Annotated in this window: 18 protein-coding genes; 11 read left to right on the top strand and 7 right to left on the bottom strand. The window is 44.0% G+C overall.

Annotation, left to right across the window (positions count from 1 at the left end):
• Nucleotides 1-163: 163 nt before the first annotated feature.
• On the top strand, nucleotides 164-658 hold the full coding sequence (locus L1286_RS03665) for a peptidylprolyl isomerase (protein ID WP_235405552.1): 495 nt from the start codon (nucleotides 164-166) through the stop codon (nucleotides 656-658).
• 53 nt (nucleotides 659-711) lie between these two features.
• The gene (locus L1286_RS03670; protein WP_235405553.1) at nucleotides 712-1,446 is read left to right on the top strand and encodes a UDP-2,3-diacylglucosamine diphosphatase; all 735 of its coding nucleotides are present in this window, start codon (nucleotides 712-714) and stop codon (nucleotides 1,444-1,446) included.
• A 19-nt stretch (nucleotides 1,447-1,465) separates the two neighbouring features.
• On the opposite strand, the gene L1286_RS03675 is transcribed toward L1286_RS03670, so the two are convergent.
• The 5 genes from L1286_RS03675 to L1286_RS03695 all read right to left on the bottom strand — a co-directional run bounded on the left by L1286_RS03675 (nucleotide 1,466) and on the right by L1286_RS03695 (nucleotide 6,609).
• Entirely contained in the window at nucleotides 1,466-2,395 is a 930-nt protein-coding gene (locus L1286_RS03675) for a glycosyltransferase family 2 protein (protein ID WP_235405554.1), read from the bottom strand.
• On the bottom strand, nucleotides 2,352-3,491 hold the full coding sequence (locus L1286_RS03680; protein ID WP_235405555.1) for a polysaccharide pyruvyl transferase family protein: 1,140 nt from the start codon (nucleotides 3,489-3,491) through the stop codon (nucleotides 2,352-2,354). Before L1286_RS03680 ends, L1286_RS03675 begins: the two co-directional genes overlap by 44 nt.
• Nucleotides 3,492-3,721: 230 nt before the next feature.
• Complete coding sequence (locus L1286_RS03685) at nucleotides 3,722-4,417, bottom strand: sugar transferase (RefSeq protein ID WP_235405556.1); 696 nt, start codon at nucleotides 4,415-4,417, stop codon at nucleotides 3,722-3,724.
• Between the two features lie 2 nt (nucleotides 4,418-4,419).
• Nucleotides 4,420-5,655, bottom strand: a complete 1,236-nt coding sequence (locus L1286_RS03690) for a WecB/TagA/CpsF family glycosyltransferase (protein WP_235405557.1) — start codon at nucleotides 5,653-5,655, stop codon at nucleotides 4,420-4,422.
• Nucleotides 5,656-5,865: 210 nt separating this feature from the next.
• Entirely contained in the window at nucleotides 5,866-6,609 is a 744-nt protein-coding gene (locus L1286_RS03695) for a hypothetical protein (protein ID WP_235405558.1), read from the bottom strand.
• Nucleotides 6,610-6,849: 240 nt separating this feature from the next.
• Here L1286_RS03695 and L1286_RS03700 point away from each other — a divergent pair, with 240 nt between their 5' ends.
• The 8 genes from L1286_RS03700 to L1286_RS03735 all read left to right on the top strand — a co-directional run bounded on the left by L1286_RS03700 (nucleotide 6,850) and on the right by L1286_RS03735 (nucleotide 17,478).
• Nucleotides 6,850-8,478, top strand: a complete 1,629-nt coding sequence (locus L1286_RS03700; protein WP_235405559.1) for an LruC domain-containing protein — start codon at nucleotides 6,850-6,852, stop codon at nucleotides 8,476-8,478.
• 15 nt (nucleotides 8,479-8,493) lie between these two features.
• Nucleotides 8,494-9,099: a hypothetical protein gene (locus L1286_RS03705; RefSeq protein WP_235405560.1), complete on the top strand. Its 606-nt coding sequence runs from the start codon at nucleotides 8,494-8,496 to the stop codon at nucleotides 9,097-9,099.
• A 255-nt stretch (nucleotides 9,100-9,354) separates the two neighbouring features.
• Complete coding sequence (locus L1286_RS03710) at nucleotides 9,355-10,809, top strand: sigma-54-dependent transcriptional regulator (RefSeq protein ID WP_235405561.1); 1,455 nt, start codon at nucleotides 9,355-9,357, stop codon at nucleotides 10,807-10,809.
• Between the two features lie 169 nt (nucleotides 10,810-10,978).
• A complete protein-coding gene (locus L1286_RS03715) occupies nucleotides 10,979-12,217 on the top strand; it encodes an oligosaccharide flippase family protein (protein ID WP_235405562.1) in 1,239 nt (412 codons plus the stop codon).
• 10 nt (nucleotides 12,218-12,227) lie between these two features.
• Nucleotides 12,228-13,235, top strand: a complete 1,008-nt coding sequence (locus tag L1286_RS03720) for a glycosyltransferase family 2 protein (protein WP_235405563.1) — start codon at nucleotides 12,228-12,230, stop codon at nucleotides 13,233-13,235.
• Between the two features lie 197 nt (nucleotides 13,236-13,432).
• On the top strand, nucleotides 13,433-14,704 hold the full coding sequence (locus L1286_RS03725) for a polysaccharide biosynthesis/export family protein (RefSeq protein WP_235405564.1): 1,272 nt from the start codon (nucleotides 13,433-13,435) through the stop codon (nucleotides 14,702-14,704).
• An 11-nt stretch (nucleotides 14,705-14,715) separates the two neighbouring features.
• Nucleotides 14,716-16,116: a GumC family protein gene (locus L1286_RS03730; protein ID WP_235405565.1), complete on the top strand. Its 1,401-nt coding sequence runs from the start codon at nucleotides 14,716-14,718 to the stop codon at nucleotides 16,114-16,116.
• 3 nt (nucleotides 16,117-16,119) lie between these two features.
• Nucleotides 16,120-17,478: an O-antigen ligase family protein gene (locus L1286_RS03735; RefSeq protein WP_235405566.1), complete on the top strand. Its 1,359-nt coding sequence runs from the start codon at nucleotides 16,120-16,122 to the stop codon at nucleotides 17,476-17,478.
• Here L1286_RS03735 and miaE read toward each other — a convergent pair.
• Nucleotides 17,475-18,275, bottom strand: coding sequence for a tRNA isopentenyl-2-thiomethyl-A-37 hydroxylase MiaE (miaE, locus tag L1286_RS03740; RefSeq protein ID WP_235405587.1), 801 nt, complete (start codon nucleotides 18,273-18,275; stop codon nucleotides 17,475-17,477). The two genes, L1286_RS03735 and miaE, sit on opposite strands and share 4 nt — an antisense overlap.
• Before the next feature lie 209 nt (nucleotides 18,276-18,484).
• Between miaE and L1286_RS03745 the strand changes: the two genes are divergently transcribed.
• On the top strand, nucleotides 18,485-19,084 hold the full coding sequence (locus L1286_RS03745; RefSeq protein WP_235405567.1) for a Yip1 family protein: 600 nt from the start codon (nucleotides 18,485-18,487) through the stop codon (nucleotides 19,082-19,084).
• 118 nt (nucleotides 19,085-19,202) lie between these two features.
• Here the strand turns inward: L1286_RS03745 and purF are convergent, their stop codons facing one another.
• The gene (purF, locus tag L1286_RS03750; RefSeq protein ID WP_235405568.1) at nucleotides 19,203-20,729 is read right to left on the bottom strand and encodes an amidophosphoribosyltransferase; all 1,527 of its coding nucleotides are present in this window, start codon (nucleotides 20,727-20,729) and stop codon (nucleotides 19,203-19,205) included.
• Nucleotides 20,730-20,734: the final 5 nt, after the last annotated feature.

Here is a 20,734-nt window from a genome sequence, read left to right on the forward strand (position 1 = left end):
CACTTGCTCAGGCTCGTCTCTACTGTAAAAAGACTAATTTTACCGGCCCTAGGGATCAAAATTTACACCGTGAATGTATCAAAGTTACTTCAACACTTTGTAGTTCTGTCGTTGTACTATAAACTAGCGTTTTAATCTTTTTATTGTAATTCAAGGACCCATTATGGTTGTTTTACAAACAAACTTCGGCGAGATCAAAATCGCATTATTTGAAAAAGAAGCGCCAGCTACGGTTGCTAACTTCAAAAAGTATGTTGAGAGTGGTTTCTATACTGGCACTATTTTCCACCGTGTCATTGACGGCTTTATGATCCAAGGTGGTGGTTTTGAACCTGGTATGAGTCAAAAAGAAGTTGAGGCACCGATCCAAAACGAAGCGAACAATGGCCTGTCTAATAAAGTGGGCACATTGGCAATGGCCCGTACTCCGGATCCGCATTCTGCAACAGCACAATTCTTTATCAATGTTAATGATAACGACTTCCTAAACTTCTCTAGTGAAACATCACAAGGTTGGGGATACTGCGTATTTGCTGAGGTTGTTGAAGGCATGGACGTTGTAAATAAAATCAAAGATGTTGCAACTGGCTCTTCAGGTTTCCACCAAGACGTGCCTTTAGAAGATGTAATCATCGAGAGTGCTGTCATTACAGATTAATCCCGATATTAAGTATGAGCGCTACGGCGCTCTTATTTTTAGCAAGAGACCCCATGCGCAAAACCTATTTTATTTCAGACTTACACCTAACAGAACACCGCCCAGATATTACCAATGCTTTTTATTTATTCCTCGATAACTGTATCGACTCAGATGTTGATGCCCTTTACATATTAGGTGATTTTTTCGAAGTGTGGATTGGTGATGACGAAGGCGATCCTCTGGCATTGGATATTGCGCAAAAATTAAAAGCAATCAGCAAACGTGGTATCAAACTGTTTTTTATCCATGGCAACAGGGATTTTTTAATCGGTCCGAAATATGCCGAACTATGCGGTATGACATTACTGCCTGAGCAAACCGTGATTGATTTATACGGCACGCCGACAGTTATTTTGCATGGCGATGAAATGTGTACACAAGATACCGAGTACCAAAAGTTTCGCAAAAAGAGCAGAGGCTGGTGGTGGCCACGCCTTATGCTGGCCATGCCTCTTTGGTATAGGCGACGCGTAGCTAAAAACGCGAGAGAAAAAAGTAAACTGACACAAATGGGTAAAGCTCCAAGTATTTTAGATGTCACACCTGAAGCGGTTAAGGCGATGTTCGATAAATTCAAAGTCACTCGCATGATCCACGGGCATACGCATAGACCTTGCGTACACAAAGACGACAACCAGATCCGCACAGTATTGGGAGATTGGTATAGTCAGAGCTCTTACCTTGTTGTGACAAAACAAGAGCAATCACTAGAGCAGCATGGTTATAGTGAACATAGCAACAAGTAAAAGGGCTCACTATTCACATTTAAGCACGCTTAATCTTTCCGAGGTATGCCATAGGCAGAGCAACAAACTTATAATAGCTCCAGTGTAATGGCTTTTTCCGAGATGCAGGGTGCGTGAGTAGCTGTGCTGCAAATTTTACAGAGCGATGTTGAATATGGCGCTTGGCCAAGTCACATATGTGCGCACCAACATACTTTAACACCATTGGTTTTAACTTGTCGGCTACCCTCCCCTCTTTTACATCTTTCAAAAGACGCTCGGCGAAAGGGCAAAGCTCCTGTGGGGGGGCTTTGTCGCACGCACTATTTTGTGTCCCCTGATAGTAAAAACTCTCTATTACTGGTGTGTACGCAATGCGAGAATACATGGCAAAATTAATATAAAAACTTTGATCTTCGCCCATCCATTCTCCACATGGAAAACCACCTAATTCATGAAAGACCGATTTACTCACTACGATGCTCGACATTGTAAAGGGTAAATCACCACTTGCAGCAACTGCAAAGTAATTATCCATTTCATAGCCACAGGCATCCCAACGTGTCAACGCGATTTTGGCATCTAAGAACTCATTCTCACCATACACCTTTTGATATCGCGTTGCATACAACCCCATATTTGGAAAACGACTAATCAAATCAGCTATACGAGACAAGAAAAAGGGTGTCCAAGTATCATCCGCGTCTAAAAACGCGATAAATTCGTTGCTGCACTGCGCTGCACCGCTATTTCTCGCCGCAGACACCCCTTGATTGGCTTGACGTATTAGCTTTAGGTTCGGCACATTCAATGCTTCAACCTTGGCAACACTGTCATCTGTAGAACCATCGTCTATCACAACAATTTCATCCGCTTGATAAGATTGCTGCAAAACACTTTTAATTGTGCGCTCGATACACTCACTCTTATTGTAAAGAGGGATTACGACTGAAAACTTGATGCTGTTCATATTCATTACTCCAATTCTTCATTGATAACGCGATAGCTTGCTCAACCGGCAGAGTGGGAGCAATGCACTGTCCAACCACTAATTTATTAATGGTGCCCAAAACGCGTTCTGTCTCATATTCGTTCGCGTCAAACTGATAATCTTGCGCCATGCCAATTTGCTTAGACCACTGTTTACATTTACTGTGGTATTGCAAGCTAACAAACGGGGTATTCATCATGTAGGCGTAAATGGCAGCATGAAGCCGCATTCCGACTACTGCCTTAAACATCGCAATGCTCTGTAGCATGCGCAGTGGGTTGATGGTGTAACGAATGCGCTTGATTGGTACGTAACTAGGTAACTTGCTAATAATTTGGTCATGGATGAGGTTATCACCTAAAACGCCATGATCGTTTAGCTCCATTAAATACACATCTTCACGCGTCGTTTCCCATACAGCGGTAATAAGCTTTACCGCTTTGCGTACTCGTGCACGTTCATTCAATGCATCAGTCTGTCCAAATGCATTAGTCGCTTGCTGACAAAAATTGAACGCAACTCCTCTTCTGTCAATAGACTGAATTGAATGGCCAAAATAGTGAAGCAACGAAGGCGCTAAATCGAATGTCAGCGCCACATTCGCATTAGGCGCGATGGACTTCGCAATCTCGTAACTTTGCGCATCTCTCACACCCACAAAGTGGCATTTATTTAAAAACTTTATACACTGCTTTTCATCACTGGCAGTTTTAAAGGCCTCTATACCCACCCCCACTGCGTAGCTAGACTTCTTGCCACATAAAGAGATCATGTGACACTTTTGCGCAATATCTTTGCTCGAGTGCAATACGGAGCCACCGCCAAATATAATTTTTTGCGCATCAAATGCCTGCTTATAGTTAGCAATACGCTGATGTCCCCTAAACAACATCGGCCCTTGACCTTGTAGGTCCAGCTGTTTAACCAGTGAGTACTGGCGGCTCGCATTAACTGTAACTTGGTTGGAACCAAATGTTTGTTTAGCACCTTCAACACTCGCTAGCATCAATGCATCATCACCGCTGTTGCGCATGCCGTAATATCCCACTACAAATATGTCGCTTTTGCTTTGCATGATTCGTCCTCAATTCTAAATGTCTGACTAGGTGATTGCAGGCAATGTGCCAATAAGAAAACTTTTTTAAGTCACTGATTTATAAAAACAATATATTTAAAGGATGTTTATCATGCAGAATAAAAAGTGGCTTTTTGCATTTCGAAAATGCGAAAAAGCGAATTTTCTTAAAATAAAAAGCCAGCTCCTAAGGTGCTGGCTTGGTGGATAACCATGGGGAATGACTAATATTAATAAGCGCCTTTGGCTCCCAAAACACAAGGGACAGTTTTGCACAGTATCTTAATATCACTGGTAATACTTTGCTCTTGAATGTATCGATCATCTAATTGCACTTGTTGCTCAAACGTTGTATCCGCTCTGCCTGTTACTTGCCAAAGGCCTGTGAGGCCTTGCTCACTATTCAAACGAGACAACTGACTCGGGTTATATTGCGCAACTTCAATCTCCAGAGCGGGTCTTGGCCCAATCAGTAACATGTCACCTTTAACTACGTTAAGCAGCTGTGGCAGTTCATCAATAGAGTATTTACGAATGAAGCGACCAATACTGGTAATACGCGGGTCATGAATATACTTTTGACAAACCCCTTCCCTCGCACTATCTTTTTGCTCTGGTGCTTTAAAGCGTGGATCATCTTGTGTGTACATAGAGCGGAATTTGTACATCGTAAAGCGGCGGCCATATTTGCCCACACGGACTTGTTTAAAAACACATGGTCCTTTACTTTCTAGCTTTAACGCTATCATGAGCAGCATCAATAGAGGGCTGATAACCAATAGCCCGAGCGTTGCGACTGTGCGTTGTAGCCATACTGGAATTCCATGATGAACGCCATCTATATTCGCTGTTTTAACATTGCTATTGCGAGCAGAGCGAATTGAACTTACTGTGGCTGACGTTGAAATTTTATTTGTAATTTCCATGATTAAAGCCCTCTGATAGACTGTTTTAAAACATAAACTCGAAATAGAAAAATTGGATTACCGATAACGTAGCGATTAAATTTGGCCTTTGGTTCTTGCATCAGACGCCACACCCACTCAAGTCCTAGCTCTCTCATCCACAGCGGTGCCCTTGGTATCGCACCAGAATAAAAGTCTAGTAAGCCACCAACCGCCAGTGCACAACGACAGTCTAAGCGATGTCTATTTCGCGCCAGCCACTCTTCTTGTCGTGGTGAGCCCAGTGCCACCAGTAGGATAGTTGCACCGCTGTTGTTGATTCTTTCAATGATCTCATCATCACTTTTAAAGTAACCATGATGCGTACCCCGTATATCTAGCCCCTCAAACCGTGCCTGCAATGCTTTACCCGCCTTTTCTGCGATACCTTCTTTTGACCCCAGCAAAAATAAAGCACTTCCTGTTTCAATGGCCTTTTTGCACAATGCAGGCAGCATGTCTGTACCGTTTAGGTTGTCCGCTAAATCTATGCCAGCATGACGAGCAGCGAGACGCATTCCTGACCCGTCAACAAAATTTTTGTTGCTTTGTGACAACACCTTGCGCAGTGATGTCTGCCCAGCTGCGAGGTTTATCGAGTTAGCGTTGAGAAAGTAGCCTATTTGGCAGTAATTTTTGTCAGCGTGCGTACCACACACCCAATTTACAGCATCAGACATATTGGTATTGTCGAAGGGAATCCCGAATACAGCAGCATCGGTGGATGTCGCCCCCCCATTTTTGTACAGCATTCGACACACCATAATTTGTAGCATCATGGCACAATCTTTGATTGCCCCCTGCTCATTTTGTTTTTTTAATAATGTCGCAGTGTCACCCGCAACTAGGCCAGTCATACGATGAAGTTGCAGACAATCAAATAACCCTGCACGCTCACATGGAGATTTAAACCGGCGGATGCGCGGTATTGTCGTTTGCGCCCAAATGATGGGGGTGCCGACAAAGTTCACCTCACCGCTGACAATATTGATGAGCATGGCACTGTTTTTTAAAAACCCGCAGCGCCACGTGTAAAGTGCAACAACACCTCCGCCGATGTCTAGCCAGTTGCCTTTCTTCAGCGGGGCGCGAAGTAACACTACACTTATTGTGATATTTAATATGATTAACGGACTTAGTGCGCCAAGTAACAACATCGCGGATACCCGGCTCACGACACTTTTTAGAGACTGTGGCTTTGTAGCTTTATCGTTCAACATAATCTCGCACCTAACATTTTATCTTGCAGAGGTAATTGCGAGGACTGTGCCAACCGATAGGATTTTTTTAACTCTATGATTTTTATTTGAAAAAATGTTTTTATAATGTAAAGGAAGCGATGAAATTTCTATTTTGCAAACTATTTCGAAAACCCTTTTTTAAATTAAAAACCGTCACAGATACGCTATTGGGGGCTGTTAATTCACTCACTATTTTGAAAACTCAGGGTACGATCTCATCACTTGATTAAATAGCCTCGGTAATCGCTCCTGAACCACCAATAACTTTTTTTCTTGTTGACTTAAATCGTTCAAATCACATTTGAGTAAAATTTTACTCATTTTAAATATGACTTTATGGATTACTTTATCAGACCAACTATTTTTTAAAGGACCAAAATTAAAGTGACGAATATAATCACTCATCTCTTTTGCATAAGTATTATTCCATTTGGGGGAAATGAGTTGAAAGCCTTCCCACACTTTAGCAAAATGCGCCACATGACCATTTTCTCCCCAACCAATCCCCTCTGACTCTGCCACAGGTGTACAAATAGAGGATAAAACGTCATTCAGCCATTCAAGCGTCGCCGGTGAGCTTTGCATAAGCATGACACCTGAATTAATCTCACCGCTGTAACCATGCGCCATGTAAAGATACTTATCGTCCACCAGCAACTGTTCAATCGGTGGACAGGTTGGTTGAATAAATGCATCCGCATCGACAAACAGCACACTATTATATCCAGCCTCCAATGCAGCTTTTAACAACAACAACTTGAGCCAACAACACTCAACACCCAGAGATGTAAACAAAGGACGCGTCACCACTACATATTGATAATTCATTTTCTTTGCGTACTGCTTATGACTTTTTATACAGTGACTATATCGCCACTGATAACCATTCAAAGCGACACTAAAAACTAAAGTTGTACTCGACTTATTCACCATCTACACATCCTTAGATACGATGTACTCTTATTTATTAATAAAGCAAAAGAATGGCCTTTTGCCCAAAAAGATATTTTCTCAATTTTAAAAATGAGAAAATAATTACTTACAATATTGCGAAAAATACCGTGTTTTTTTGAGAGAAAAACAACTAAACAACTGTTTATAAAGAACTTTGTATTTTGGCACAGTTACTGCTCTTTCTAGAGTATCATTAACTGAATACAAGGTTCTGTAACTATGAACTACCTAACTAAGATGTGTGTTAGCGCAGCTTTGTGCGCTTCAGCCGCACCAGCGGTTGCTGTACAACAAGTCGATGGACAATATGTGTGGCAGTTTCAGTCAGGTCAACCATGGCCCACAGGCTACAACCAAAATACAGGCAAGCCAGACGATCTGATTTACACGAGAGACCAATATAGCAGTGATTTTTTTCAACGTATAAGCAATGCGCTGCCTGAAGCGAGAGTAAACGAAGCCTTTATCACCGGAGACGCGGGCTCAACCATTCACCTGAACGAAGAGGCTGAAGTCTTCATTACGTTTATTCACGAAGGTGCCGGTTACAAAAACTCGTTTGGTTATTTTACTTTTGATCCAGAGAACCCACCGACCAGCCCGGAAGAAGTCCAAGAAACGATTGTATTTCCTAACCTGAGTTATCCTCACCTCACCAATGGACACCGTGCAAGTATCGGCACCTTCCCAGCGGGCACCAGCATTGGCTTTTTCGTTGCGGCTAATGGTTTTTGGTACTATACAGGTGTAAAGAACTGGCAAATTCCCTATTACTATTCTCTATCTTCTCTTAACCCAGAACCCACTGAAGACTTAAGACAACACTGCGTATTGCTGTACGATGAGCAAGAGCAAGAAGTCGTGATCGGGTTCGAAGATTTACCACGCACCTGGGGTGACAATGACTTTAACGACGCCGTATTTAGCGTCACTGCCAGCCCTGGCTCAGCAATATCGTCAGGCAATTTAGTCACCATGCCAGAGGCTAACGACAGCGATGCGGACGGCATCGAAGACGAGCAAGACGAGTTTCCAAACAATTACCGCCGCTCTCACAGCCAGTACTTCCCTTCAGAAACGGGTGTATCCACACTCGCATATGAAGATAACTGGCCTCAAAGAGGCGACTATGACATGAACGACTTGGTCGTTAAACAACGTATACAAACGACGTTTGATGCAAGCAATTTAGTCAGTGGTTTTATTGTGCATGGCTGGATAACAGCCCGTGGTGCGGCCTTTGAGAATGGTTATGGATTGCGTCTCATGGGCTCAACACCAGACCTTATTGAAACTGCGACAATCACAATTGATGGACAGAACTTCGATAAATCAGCCGAAGCGTTTCAAAGCAATGCTGTTTTGCAGCTTTGGAGCAGCACTCAGGTGTTCACCCAAACTGGCCAGTCAGGACAATGCTCTCACTTCAATACAGTAAAAACCTGCGACTATTTTGAGCCTGTGCCTTTTACACTAGATGTGACGTTTGTGGAGTCACAACCTACTTTAAGTATTACTGACTTAGACTTCTTTATATTCAGGACCGCAGACAGAACTATCGAAGTGCATATGGCTGACTATCCACCCACAGACTTATTTGACCAAACACGCTTTGGTAAAGTTGACGATACCTCAGACGCAAATGCTGGACGTTACTTTAGAACCGCTGATAACTTACCTTGGGCACTCATGGTCAGCGAAGAGTGGCATTATCCGAGAGAGTATATCGATGTACTATGGGCTTATCCTGACTATGAAACATGGGTAGAGTCCAGCGGTGAACAAGCACAAAACTGGTATCTCACTAGCGACAGAGACACCCACTACTATATGCCAGAATCTGAGTAATGTTAGGAGACCATCATGAATACATTGTACAATTTAAAATCAGCTCTGAGCATGGCCTTATTTGCAAGCGTACTGACTGGATGTGGCGGCGGAGGGGGTGATTCTGCAACACCCAGTACAACGAGCCAATCAAATTCGCAGCAAACGCAAACAACGAGCGCAACGAGCCAGACTCAGACAACCAGTGAAGCGAGTAGCTCGAATGAGTCAAATACGGAAGAGGCAATGCCGCCACTTAGCTATGAACCACAAGAGGAGCTGCTTCAGACCACAGCCAGTGCATCAACTGAACTGTATGTTGAGCCCGACTTTACATTTCGTACAAGTGACGATGTAGCACTGGAGTTAAGTGGACAAGATGTCTTTGGAGAATCACTAGCTGGAAGAGCGATTAAAATTTATTCCTTCAGCATGGATGTGCCTTCAGTTGAAGATGAACTCATGGGTCAAAAACAATTGATTGCGACCTTAAGATTCAATTCCGCGGGGCAACTACAACACACTTTAACCGTGCCACAAACAGCACAAACCATGTTGATCCGAGTCGATGGGATGTTAGAGACCAACCAAGTGTTATTCAAACTGGACTCTGATGAGGTGATTACCCATACCTTCAATTAACAGATAAGCGGCGTGGTTTACTTCATATCCACGCCGTATTAGACCTGCACTTACCCAACTCGGCCCACCGATTAAATAAATTCACTCGACACCACTTCGCATCTATCACATATTTGACTATCCTTTTGGCGGATTATTTCTCATTTTTTGAATTGCCAAGCAATGTCTGTGTATTTTAGTAAAAGTCCTTGGAACTCTTACAGTTAGGCTGCTATATCTTAATAAGAGAACAAAAATGAAAAAAGGAGCGCAACCATGGAAAAGATAATGGGATTACATATCCTACTTGTAGATGACGAACCGCACATATTACGGTCCTTGAGCCGTGCGTTGCGCTCTGACCAATACACGATTCATACTGCACAAAGTGGTCAAGACGCACTTGGCGTATTAGCAAACGAACCAATTGATGTTGTTGTCACTGACAAAAATATGCCCGGCATGACCGGGAATGAATTGCTGGCCATTATCGCGGATGACTACCCTGATACCATTCGTATTATGTTGACTGCGTTTACCGAACAAGCTGCGCTCATCGACGCAATTAATCAAGGTAAAGTATGGGGATACCTTCAAAAACCATGGGAAAACGATAATTTACGTATTACGATTGAACAAGCATTACAAACTAAAATGCTCATTGCAGAGCGTAATATGCTCCGTGCAAGCCTCAAAAGATACAAGCGAGAACATAGGTCGCAATTTCAGCGTTTCATCGGTAGTTCACTGGCGATGCAAGTCGTTTATAAAGCGATTGACAAAGCAGCCCCTAGTCGCGCCAACGTATTTATTACCGGTCCCAGTGGTACCGGTAAAGAGCTGGCCGCCGAAGCTATTCACAATTTAAGTCCACGCCACGACCAAGACCTTATTTGTATTAACTGTGCAGCCATCCCCTCGGAACTGATGGAGTCAGAAATATTTGGCCACGTAAAAGGCGCATTCTCTGGCGCGACGAATAATCGCGATGGCGCAGCGACCTTGGCTGATGGCGGCACATTATTTTTAGATGAAATTGGCGAAATGGACATGGCGCTGCAAGCAAAGATATTGCGATTTATCCAAACTGGCACATTTCAGCGAGTAGGTAGCGGTAAAACGGAGCGGGTTGATGTGCGCTTTGTTTGTGCGACCAATCGCAACCCACTCGAAGCCATTGAGCAGCAATTACTGCGAGAAGATTTATTTTATCGCCTCAATGTCATCGCAATTGATATGCCAGCGCTTTGTGAGCGCGATCAAGATCCGTTGCAAATCGCCTTATTTTATCTTAATAAGTACAGTGAACTTGAAAATAAACTCTTTGTTGGCTTCTCTAAACGGGCGGAGCAATTGATCCTCAACTACGGTTGGCCAGGGAATGTCAGGCAACTGGAGAATTTAATCCACAGTGCAGTGGTCATGTCTGACGGCCCCATGATAAGTGAAGAGACGCTCATGCAACAATTGCATCTCAAGCCAGACGAGTCCTTATTTACGCCAAAGATAAGATCACAAACGACACCAATGGCTCAAAGCCCGGTATTGCCCAGTTCAAAATCGACCGAGCAGGCCGCCAGTATTAATATCATTCCCCTTTCTGAAGTGGAACGCTTTGCAATCGAGCAAGCACTACAAGTGTGCGAGGACAATGTCGTTAAAGCGGCAGGGTTACTGGAAGTGAGCCCATCTACGCTGTATAGAAAAATCCAAAAATGGGAACCCTCATAAGCAATTGAACCTTTGCAGAATGCGAACCCTTTGCTTCGCAATCTGCGACTCAATCAAAATGAAAAATAGGGATTCGATTAAACATTATAAAATACAACAAGTTATTAATTTTTACGTTTTGGCCTGATTATTGATTAGTAATATCAACCGATAATCAGAGGCGTTAACCATGCAGGCACGTAAATACTCCACCACACTTCTTATCAGGAACACTTCTTGGCTAGTGGGTGCTGAAGTAGTGGCTAAGGCGTCACGCCTCGCAAGCATCATGGCAATGGCAGCCTTTCTGTTGCCAGTGGAGTACGGCGCTGCGATGCTTGCCATGAGTATTCATGAAGTCCTACGTTTATTACTTCGTTCAGGGGCAGGCGCCCAAATCATACGTGCAAAAGACGAAGAGCTACCTCAATTACTGGCTAATGGTTTATGTGTACAGTGGACCGTGTGTATCAGCTTATGTGTTGTTCAATTCGGCATTGCGTACAGTACACATTGGCTCTTTCCTGATCATGATATATTTACGCTGGTCGCCTTGATGGCACTGACGTATTTAGTGTTCCCAGCCGTTAGCACCAAAGCGTTCCTTGTTCAACGTGAAAACCGTATGGCGTTGTTCAGTGTGATCAGTAGCATGTGTATCATCATAGAAAACCTCGCCATCGCAGTGGCTTTGTATTCGGGTGCAGGCCTCATGGCAATCGTCTACGCCAAGTGGGCATTTGCAATCGTATGGCTTGGCGCATTTTGGGCCGTTAAAACGCAGCCACATCGGCTTGGATTTGAGCGTGTTATTTTCACTCGCTTGCTACTTACATCAACTCAATTAGCCGCAGCTGAAGCCCTACGTTCACTGAGAATGAATATGGACATTTTTATTGCAGCGCGCCTTATGACACCGGAATTGTTTGGCTTATACAGCTTTGCTAAGAGTGCCGGGATCGGCCTTGCGATGTCTATCAGCCAAGCTTATATCACAGCGCTATACCCGTATATTTGTCAGCAACAAAAAACCAATACACGTGACAGTTTAGGTAAAAAAATAACGCTAGTGACTGGTCTGGTCTCGCTTATTTTTATCTGCCAATCGGCTTTAGTGCCTGTTTATGTGCCAATTTTGTTCTCATCCGAATGGCAGGCAAGCTTCATGACAACCAGCCTGCTGTGTTTGGTCGCAATTAGTACCGTGTGGACAGACACATACAGCGCCGTGCTGCGCAGCAAAGGGTTATATAGATTAGAAACACAACAATGTGCTTATTGTCTACTGGTGTCGATTGCAGGGGTATTTGCCATGACGCCGCAATTCCCCGAGTCATTCGCGCTAGTTTTACTCTTATCCAGTGTTTTATGGCTCGTGTTCCCCGCCGTAAACATGTTTATCAATTTTAAAACCATCAAGCCCGCATAAGGAGCCGATTATGAACAGCTTAATTCACCCAACAGTCAGTGTCGTTATCCCGATGTATAACGTTGGAAAATACATCGAGTTGAGCATCAATTCCGTGCTCAATCAAACTTATCAAGATTTTGAATTAATATGTGTGGATGATGGCTGCAGTGATGACACACTGGTGAAAGTCGCGCAATTCGATGATCCTCGCATCAAAGTGATTTCTCAGCTTAACAGAGGGCTTGCTGGCGCAAGAAATACCGGTATTAGAGCTGCACGAGGTGAGTATATCGCACTGCTTGATGCAGATGATTTTTGGCTGCCTGAAAAACTTGAAAAGCACGTGGCACACCTTGAGGCTAATTCACAACTTGGAATTAGCTATTGTCCCTCGTTGTTTATGGACGAGGACGATACGCTGCTTGGCATTGGTCAATTTCCTAAGCTGACAGGTATTACCAGCAAAGATGTATTTTGCCGCAACCCCATTGGTAATGGTTCTGCACCAGTGATCCGCAAAGCGGTATTAGAAGCCGTTGCGTTTGAAGATGGCATGCGCAATTGGCAGCAATATTTTGATGAAGAACTGCGTCAGTCTGAAGACATCGAACTGTGGATACGCATTGCACTAGACACAGATTATAAGATGGAAGGCATTGAGCAACCACTTACTTACTATCGTGTTAACGCTTCTGGGCTGTCTTCTAACTTGCACAAGCAATTTACCAGTTGGCAATACGCGGTAGATCAAAACCGCATTGGTCACGATGCATTCTTCAATAAGTACGGTTCTTTAGCAAAAGCATATCAGCTCCGCTACTTGTGTCGTCGCGCGATACAATCTCGCAACAGCACACAGGCCATAAAGCTGATGCATAACGCACTTAAAACTAACTGGCGTATTATAAAAGAGGAACCAAAACGCACATTGGCCACATTAGCATGCACTTATTTATGCACTTTACCTAACAGCCTATATGACGCCATTGAAAGTGTCGCAATGCGTGGGGCGGCATTCCTACAGAAGTCACATTAAGTGTAGATACTTAATTTACAGAGAAAAACCAGCTAACGCTGGTTTTTCTCTTTTGCAAACGCCCCTTTATGCAAAATGCAAAATATCCTCAAAAAAACACAAAGAAAAAACACAAGCAACTGATTTTTAATGATTTAGACAATTGGCCTAATTAATGCTTTATTTAAGACAGCAAACTTCTTATTAAGGAATAAGCCATGACAGTCACCCATTTAAAATCAAAGCTAAGTATGTTGGCACTTGCATGCCAAATTGCTGTGATTGCGGGCTGTGCACATATTGATGGAACAGTTGAGTTAGAAGACAAAGACGACCGTTTCTATGGGCACCCACATGCACAAGGCACGGTAATCGCACCTTCAAAACCAGGCACTGTGTTTGCAGCTGGTATCGACTGCTCTGGTGCTAACGAGTTTGCAATCACGAAACAATATCGGGTCGACAAAGCGATCAAAACTCACCCAAACAATCAAGCGCCGGTGCCTGTACTTGGCGGTAGAGATGCAAGCTCGCTGCCACTGAGCCCTGGGGATTTAATTGAAGTGAGTATGGAGTTTGGTGAAGGGTTTAATGGTAACTATATTCTAGATAATTCAGGCCTGCTCGAAATGCCCGCGATAGAGCCTATTTTCGCTGCAGGTCTAACCACGCAACACCTCAGCGAGCGGATAGAGCTAGCACTGATCAGAGCAAACATATTCAAAGCCAGCACACTCGACGTGAATATCCGGGTGTTGAACCTAGCTGCAATTGAAGTACCAGTATCTGGCGCCGTATTTGAGCCTGGGCGGGTAACCATTAACGCATCTATTCCTTCTCAAATTCACAAAGACCGTATCGTCGCTTCAGGAGATCAGACGAAAAAACGTCTGCTGTCTGAAGCAGTGAGAACAGCATCAGGCATTCGTCCAGATGCAAAACTAGACCAAGTCATTTTAATTCGGTCAGGATGGCAAGTTGAGGTGGATCTCACCGGCATTTTGACTGGCGAGCCAGTCACCGATTACGCGCTTATCGCAGGCGATCAAGTAATAGTGCCTAGTACAGGTTGCTTTCAACCTCATTTAGTTCGTCCATCGCAAATAACGCCAAAAGGGTTTCGCGTATTCATGTCGAACTTAATTGATTCTGCTGAGAGTAATTCCAATGCCGCAATCGGCAGATTCTCGAGTAACCTACCCTACGGCACAAGATTATTACAGGCAGCTGTTTCGGCTAACTGTGTGGGTGGAAAGTCCTATACCAATGCGCCTCGTCGCGTTGTCTTGGTAAGTACGCACCCAATTACAAAACAAACACAAGTCATAGAGCGTTCAATAGAACAACTTATGCGCATGCCTTATCGCGATCAGATAAATCCATATGTAATGCCAAATGACGCCATCGCTTGTTACGATTCGGACATCACCAATCTTCGAGACGTGGCACGTACAGTTTTAGACATCGTAACACCATTTAAAGTGTTTTAAGGAGGTGTGACATGGGTACCGCACTTACAGTAACAACACCTTATAGTCGCTTCAGAGCGAGTATTTATAGAGCATTACACAGACCTTACTTGGCTGCATGCCTTATCAGCTACGTGGTCATTCTGGTGCTGGTTATTGCTTATTTACAAAAAGCCCCCACGTTTAAAAGCGATTTGGACATTGTGCTTCCTGGAACTGGCGCCAACAGTCAAGTTTCCATTGACGAGGTTGGGCAAGTGGTATCTTCTACCAGTGCACCTTTTGGTAAAGGCTACAACCCAAGGGTGAATTACAAAGAAATGCTGATGAGCCGTAACTTAATAGAAAATGCAGCCAAATCTTTGAATATTCACATTCGCGACTTTGGCAACCCAAAAGTGAGATTAACTGAACAAACCTCAATCTTAAACGTTGAGACAACAGCGAAGTCAGCAAAAATGGCACAGCAAAAAGCATGGGCACTTTACGATGCACTGCAAGCTCAGTTAGACCACCTTCGTGCCGACGAAGTAAAACGCCGCGACGAAAGCATTAAAGCAGTATTAGACCAATACCGCGAAAGATTGAATGCAACACGCAACAACATCATCGACTTTCAACAGCGTTCACTGCTTGTATCAGGAGAGCAACTGCAACGTGAAACTGCAACCCTATCAACCATTAAAGAAAGAATGGTCATGATACAAGCTGAGATTGGCCAAAGTGATGATTATGTAAGTCAGTTAAGCGTTGACTTGGGGGTTTCTCCTGCAATGGCTGGACAAGCATTTGTGCTTCAATCAGATGGTGAATTTCGTGGCTATTTATCAGAGCTCACTTCAAGCGCATCTCAGTTGAGCGAATATCGTTCTCGCTGGGGTGATGGTCATCCAAAAGTGAAAGCTGAATTCGCGCGTTTTGAACAATCTAAGCAATCGTTAAGAAACCGCTCTCAAGGCCTAGTAGGGCCGAACGCAGCACACATATTTACGTCTCTTGACTTAAAGAATAACCCAAAACGCGCACAACTTTTTGCAGATTTAATTAATGCATACGCGTTAAAGAAAGGTAAACAAGCCCAGCTAGTCGAGCTAGACCAAGCACAAATTTTACTGAATGAGAAAATCAAAATTTATGCCCGAGAAGCTGCGGAGTTAGAGAGATTACAACGCGAATTTGACCTCGCAGAGGCGGTATTCACATCTGCTGCCGCTCGTCTAGAAGCAGGTAAAGCTGACGTCTTCGCGTCTTACCCGATTGTGCAGCTAATGACCCCGCCCTCTGTGGCGATGAAAGCAGTAAGCCCGAAGAAAAGCCTTGCCATTGCTGCCGCTCTATTTGCCATGATTTTCACGTCCGCTGCTATCTTGATGGTGAACAAGCGCAGAGAGATTGTTGCATTAGTCATCGAAAAGCCAAAGGCGAAGGCGTAAGCAATGTTATTACTCTCAGCGCTACCTGGCGAAAAAAAAGAATTTATAAGCTCTGAAGAGTTCGTAGTGTGGGCTGGGTTGGTGCTGACCTACCCCGCTTTTCTGACCGGCACTCTATATGTATTAGGCTCGATAATTGGTTGGCTGCTGTTCGCAATGGTAATTACTCGAATGTACTTCGAAGTCGATCAAAAGCAAGCAACGATCAGCCCCATGGTTTGGCTCTGGACAATTGCGATGTTCGTGATGCTGGTGGCACTGATCATTGCACACTTTAATTGGTCTCTCGGCATAGGTAAAACCATCAAATCTTCGATTGGCTGGATGAAAGGATGGGCACTACTGGCACTCTTTCCATTTATTGCCAATATGATTCAAGTGCGAAAAGAAGTCATCATCCGCGCAGTCTGCATTGTCGCCATTCAGACACTCATTTTTGCTGTTGTATCGTTTATATTTTATCTTGGCAGGCTCCCAGGTGATATTTTCCTCTCGCCACTCAAAGTCATTGGTGGACCTGGTGAAAGCTTTTTTATGGTCAGTTTTTATGGGATCAACCCTGAAACTGGCGCGGGTCGTTGGCGCTTTTTCACCCCTTGGGCACCAGCTGCGGGTTTTATGGCCTGTGTTTATTTGGTCTTTTGCTTGCAAGAGCAAAACGCACGTATACGTCGATGGGCAATTGCAGGGTGTTGGGCGATGCTATTGCTGTCTCAATCTCGTGCCGGCATTGCCATTTTTATTATGTTATTCCCTATGGTGATGTTCAGCGATAAGTTCAAAGAGCCGTGGTTTTTATTGATGCTTGGCTTTGTTGTACCCGCTGTATTGTTGCTAGGCGAGCCCGTCTACAACTGGGTGATGGATTCATACGAAGCTATCAAGCAACAACGTCCCGGTTCAACGAGGGTAAGACAGGCACTAGCAAACATTGCAATGCAACGTTGGGAAGCTGAAGCGCCGATTTGGGGTCATGGTATTGTAGAGCGTGGTCCCAAAATTGTAGAGCGTATGCCCATTGGCTCGCACCATAGCTGGTATGGGTTGCTTTTTGTTAAAGGGATCGTAGGGGCCATTGCGCTAGCCGTGCCAATGGCCATTACCATGATCTACTTCCTAGTTAAATCGCAGACCTCAAAAACAGCACAAACTGCACTTTGCCTGATGACCGTGTTTATATGCTACAGCTTTTTCGAAAACTTAGAAATTTTATCTTTCTTGTACTGGCCAGCATTACTCTGGTTCGGGCTTGTATTCAAAGGAGAAGATGACGCGTGTGTGCCAAAGCGCAAACGCCGTCGTCGTGGGAATCGCAATAAAAACGCAATTGAGCGATTCCCCAATGGGCGTACTTTTAATTAAAGAGCAAGCGCTGCTGTAACGGGTGCACCACTGTGAAATTTAAAATCGTCATCCGGCGCTGAAATCAGTGCATTCTCAATGTCTTTAAACTCAGCAATACGTGCTGTCACATCAAAACGCGTAGGGTCCGTCGCTTGCGCAACTTGCTCTGCAAGCTCTATGTAATCTTGGTAGTGCCTCGCTTCAGAGCGTAATAATGACACATAAAATCGACCTAAATCTGCTTCTAAAAATGGCGCTAATTTGGCAAAGCGCTCACAAGAACGTGCCTCAATAAATGCGCCTATGATGAGTTTATCTATCAGTGCTGCTGGCTCGAACGTGCGCACATGTTTTATCATGCCTGCAGCATAACGAGAGGCATTGAGGCTCTGAACCCTCAAATCGCGCGCTTGAATGATCTCTAACACCTGTTCAAAGTGATGCAGCTCTTCTTTGATTAGGCGCACCATCTTATCAAGGATATCTTGATTATATGCATACTCAGGCTTGGCGGTTAGACTACCAATCAATTCATTTTTACTTGCCCCAAATTGACCATCTCCGATTTTGCGATAAACAAAATCTTCATAGGGCTTTACCCAACCTAACAACGTTTTTGCTGAAGCATCATCTACCGCATATTTACGGATCAAAAATGCGGCGCTTTGTGCGGCTTTAAGTTCACAGTGCATATGGTCGACAAGTAACCTTTGCAGGTTTTCTGGCTTTTTAGCCTCTTCAATCCAGCTGTCAGGTGTACTTGTGCCCAGAAACTCATAGATAGGAGCCAGTAAATCTGCGTATTTTTCTAGCATAATCATCAAAAATTACCAAACTAAGGCGCGCATTCTAGCACATACCCAGCACCCGCCTCCATCATGGAAAATAGTAAAACACCTTAGCCATTGCGTGGCATCAAAGTTATAGGGTGTTTAACTCTAGTTTCTTGACAAAATTTAACCAATATTTCATAAATAAATTGAAGTTGTGTAAAAAACACCCAAAATAAAACAGAGAGGCTTTTATGATTTTAAACCATGTGTGGGGGCTCTATGCGCATCCAATAGAAGAATGGCAGACAATTGATAACCATCATGAAAGTGCCACTTTCAGTTTATCTCATATGTTCTTAGTCGCCCTTATCCCATGTATCATGGGATATGTCTCCTCCGTACACCTAGGATGGCGAGTGGGTACTAGTGATGTGGCATATTTAACGCACGACAGTGCTTTACTGATCGCATTTGCCATGTATTTTGCACTCATTATTGGCGTATTTACCCTTGCCTATTTAGCATATTGGATGGCCGTGACATTCGGCGCTCAACCAACATTCACACAAACCATTGAGCTTGCAGCTTACACTGCCACACCAATCTTTATGTCAGCTATTGCGGCATTGTATCCAGAGTTGTGGTTTGTCGTCAGTGTCGGCATTGTTTCTGTGGCGTATTCGGTATATCTGCTATATACCGGGGTCCCCATTATGATGCATATACCCGAAGAGCGTGGGTTTCTCTATGCCAGTGCGATGGTGACTTGTGGTCTCATTTTGTTGGTGATTATTCTCGCAGCAACCGCTATTTTGTGGACGAATGGCATTATTAGCCCTACATTTAAATAGGGAGGCGGCATACAGTGCGCTTCCTTTGCTTTTATCCTAAAAAACGAAATCAAACAAAAGGGCGATGATTAATATCATCGCCCTTTTTTAATTCGCTTTCACCATTTGAAAAACCGGGCTACTCGCCTTCGCCTGTCTCTTGATTATGTAGTTCAAGACTTGCTGACATTGCTTTTTCTCGTGTTGACTTTGCAGAGTCATTACGTAAAGCATCAATGCGATTTAAGTAATCCTGATCGACATCTCCTGTGATGTACTGACCATCGAATACCGATGTCTCGAAATGACTGATCTCTGGGTTTTCAATTCGAACGGCAGCAATTAAATCTTCAATTGACTGATAAATCAAACCATCTGAACCAATACTACGGTTAATATCTTCTAGCTCTCGGCCGTGTGCAATGAGTTCTGCTGCTGATGGCATATCGATACCATACACATTTGGGAAGCGTACTTCAGGTGCGGCTGATGCAAAGTAAACATTTTTAGCACCGGCCTCTCTTGCCATTTCCACAATCTGCGCAGACGTTGTACCACGTACGATGGAGTCGTCCACAAGGAGCACATTTTTACCGACAAACTCTCTGTCAATCGCGTTCAATTTACGGCGTACGGACTTTTTACGTTGCTCCTGACCAGGCATGATGAAGGTGCGGCCAATGTAACGGTTTTTAACGAACCCTTGGCGGTAAGGTAGGCCGAGTACCGATGCGATCTCAAGTGCGATATCACAAGATGTTTCCGGGATAGGAATAACAACATCAATGTCTTTATCCGCCCATTCACGCTGGATTTTCTCACCCAATTTCGTGCCCATGTTTACACGCGAGGCATACACCGACATATTGTCGATTGTTGAATCAGGTCGAGCAAAATAAACAAACTCAAAGATACAAGGTGCTAGTGTAGTCTTATCCGCACACATCTTTGAGAAAAATTGACCATCAGCGGTAACATAGATGGCCTCACCCGGCGCGACATCGCGCACAAAGTCAAAACCGTCCGTAGCCAATGCCACACTTTCAGAGGCAAACATGTATTCTGTGCCACTTTCAGTGTCTTTTTTACCAAACACTAATGGGCGAATACCATGCGGATCACGAAATGCGAGCATACCGTGGTCGATGATCATTGCGATGCTCGCATAGCCACCTGAACACTGCTCATTTACTGCTGCAATAGCTGTAAACATGTCGTCTGCTTCTAGCTTCATTTTGTCGCTGCGACCTAATTCATACGCTAGGATATTCAGTAAAATCTCTGAATCTGACGTCGTATTAACATGGCGTCTTGCCTTCGTGAATAAACGCTCTTTTAACTCAGCAGCATTGGTCAAATTACCATTGTGCGCGAGAGAAATACCAAACGGAGAGTTTACATAAAAAGGCTGAGCTTCTGCTGAGCTAGAAGAGCCCGCAGTTGGATAACGCACATGACCAAGACCGATATTGCCCTGTAGGCGCTTCATGTGACGTGTATGAAATACGTCTTTCACCAAGCCGTTCGCTTTGCGAAGGCTGAACGTATTGTTGTCAATGGTAATGATGCCCGCTGCATCTTGACCGCGGTGTTGCAAAACAGTTAAGCCGTCATACAAAGCCTGATTAACAGGAGAAGTTCCGACTATCCCAACGATACCACACATTAAAA

The sequence above is a fragment of the Pseudoalteromonas sp. SMS1 genome (assembly GCF_021530565.1).
GTDB lineage: Bacteria > Pseudomonadota > Gammaproteobacteria > Enterobacterales > Alteromonadaceae > Pseudoalteromonas.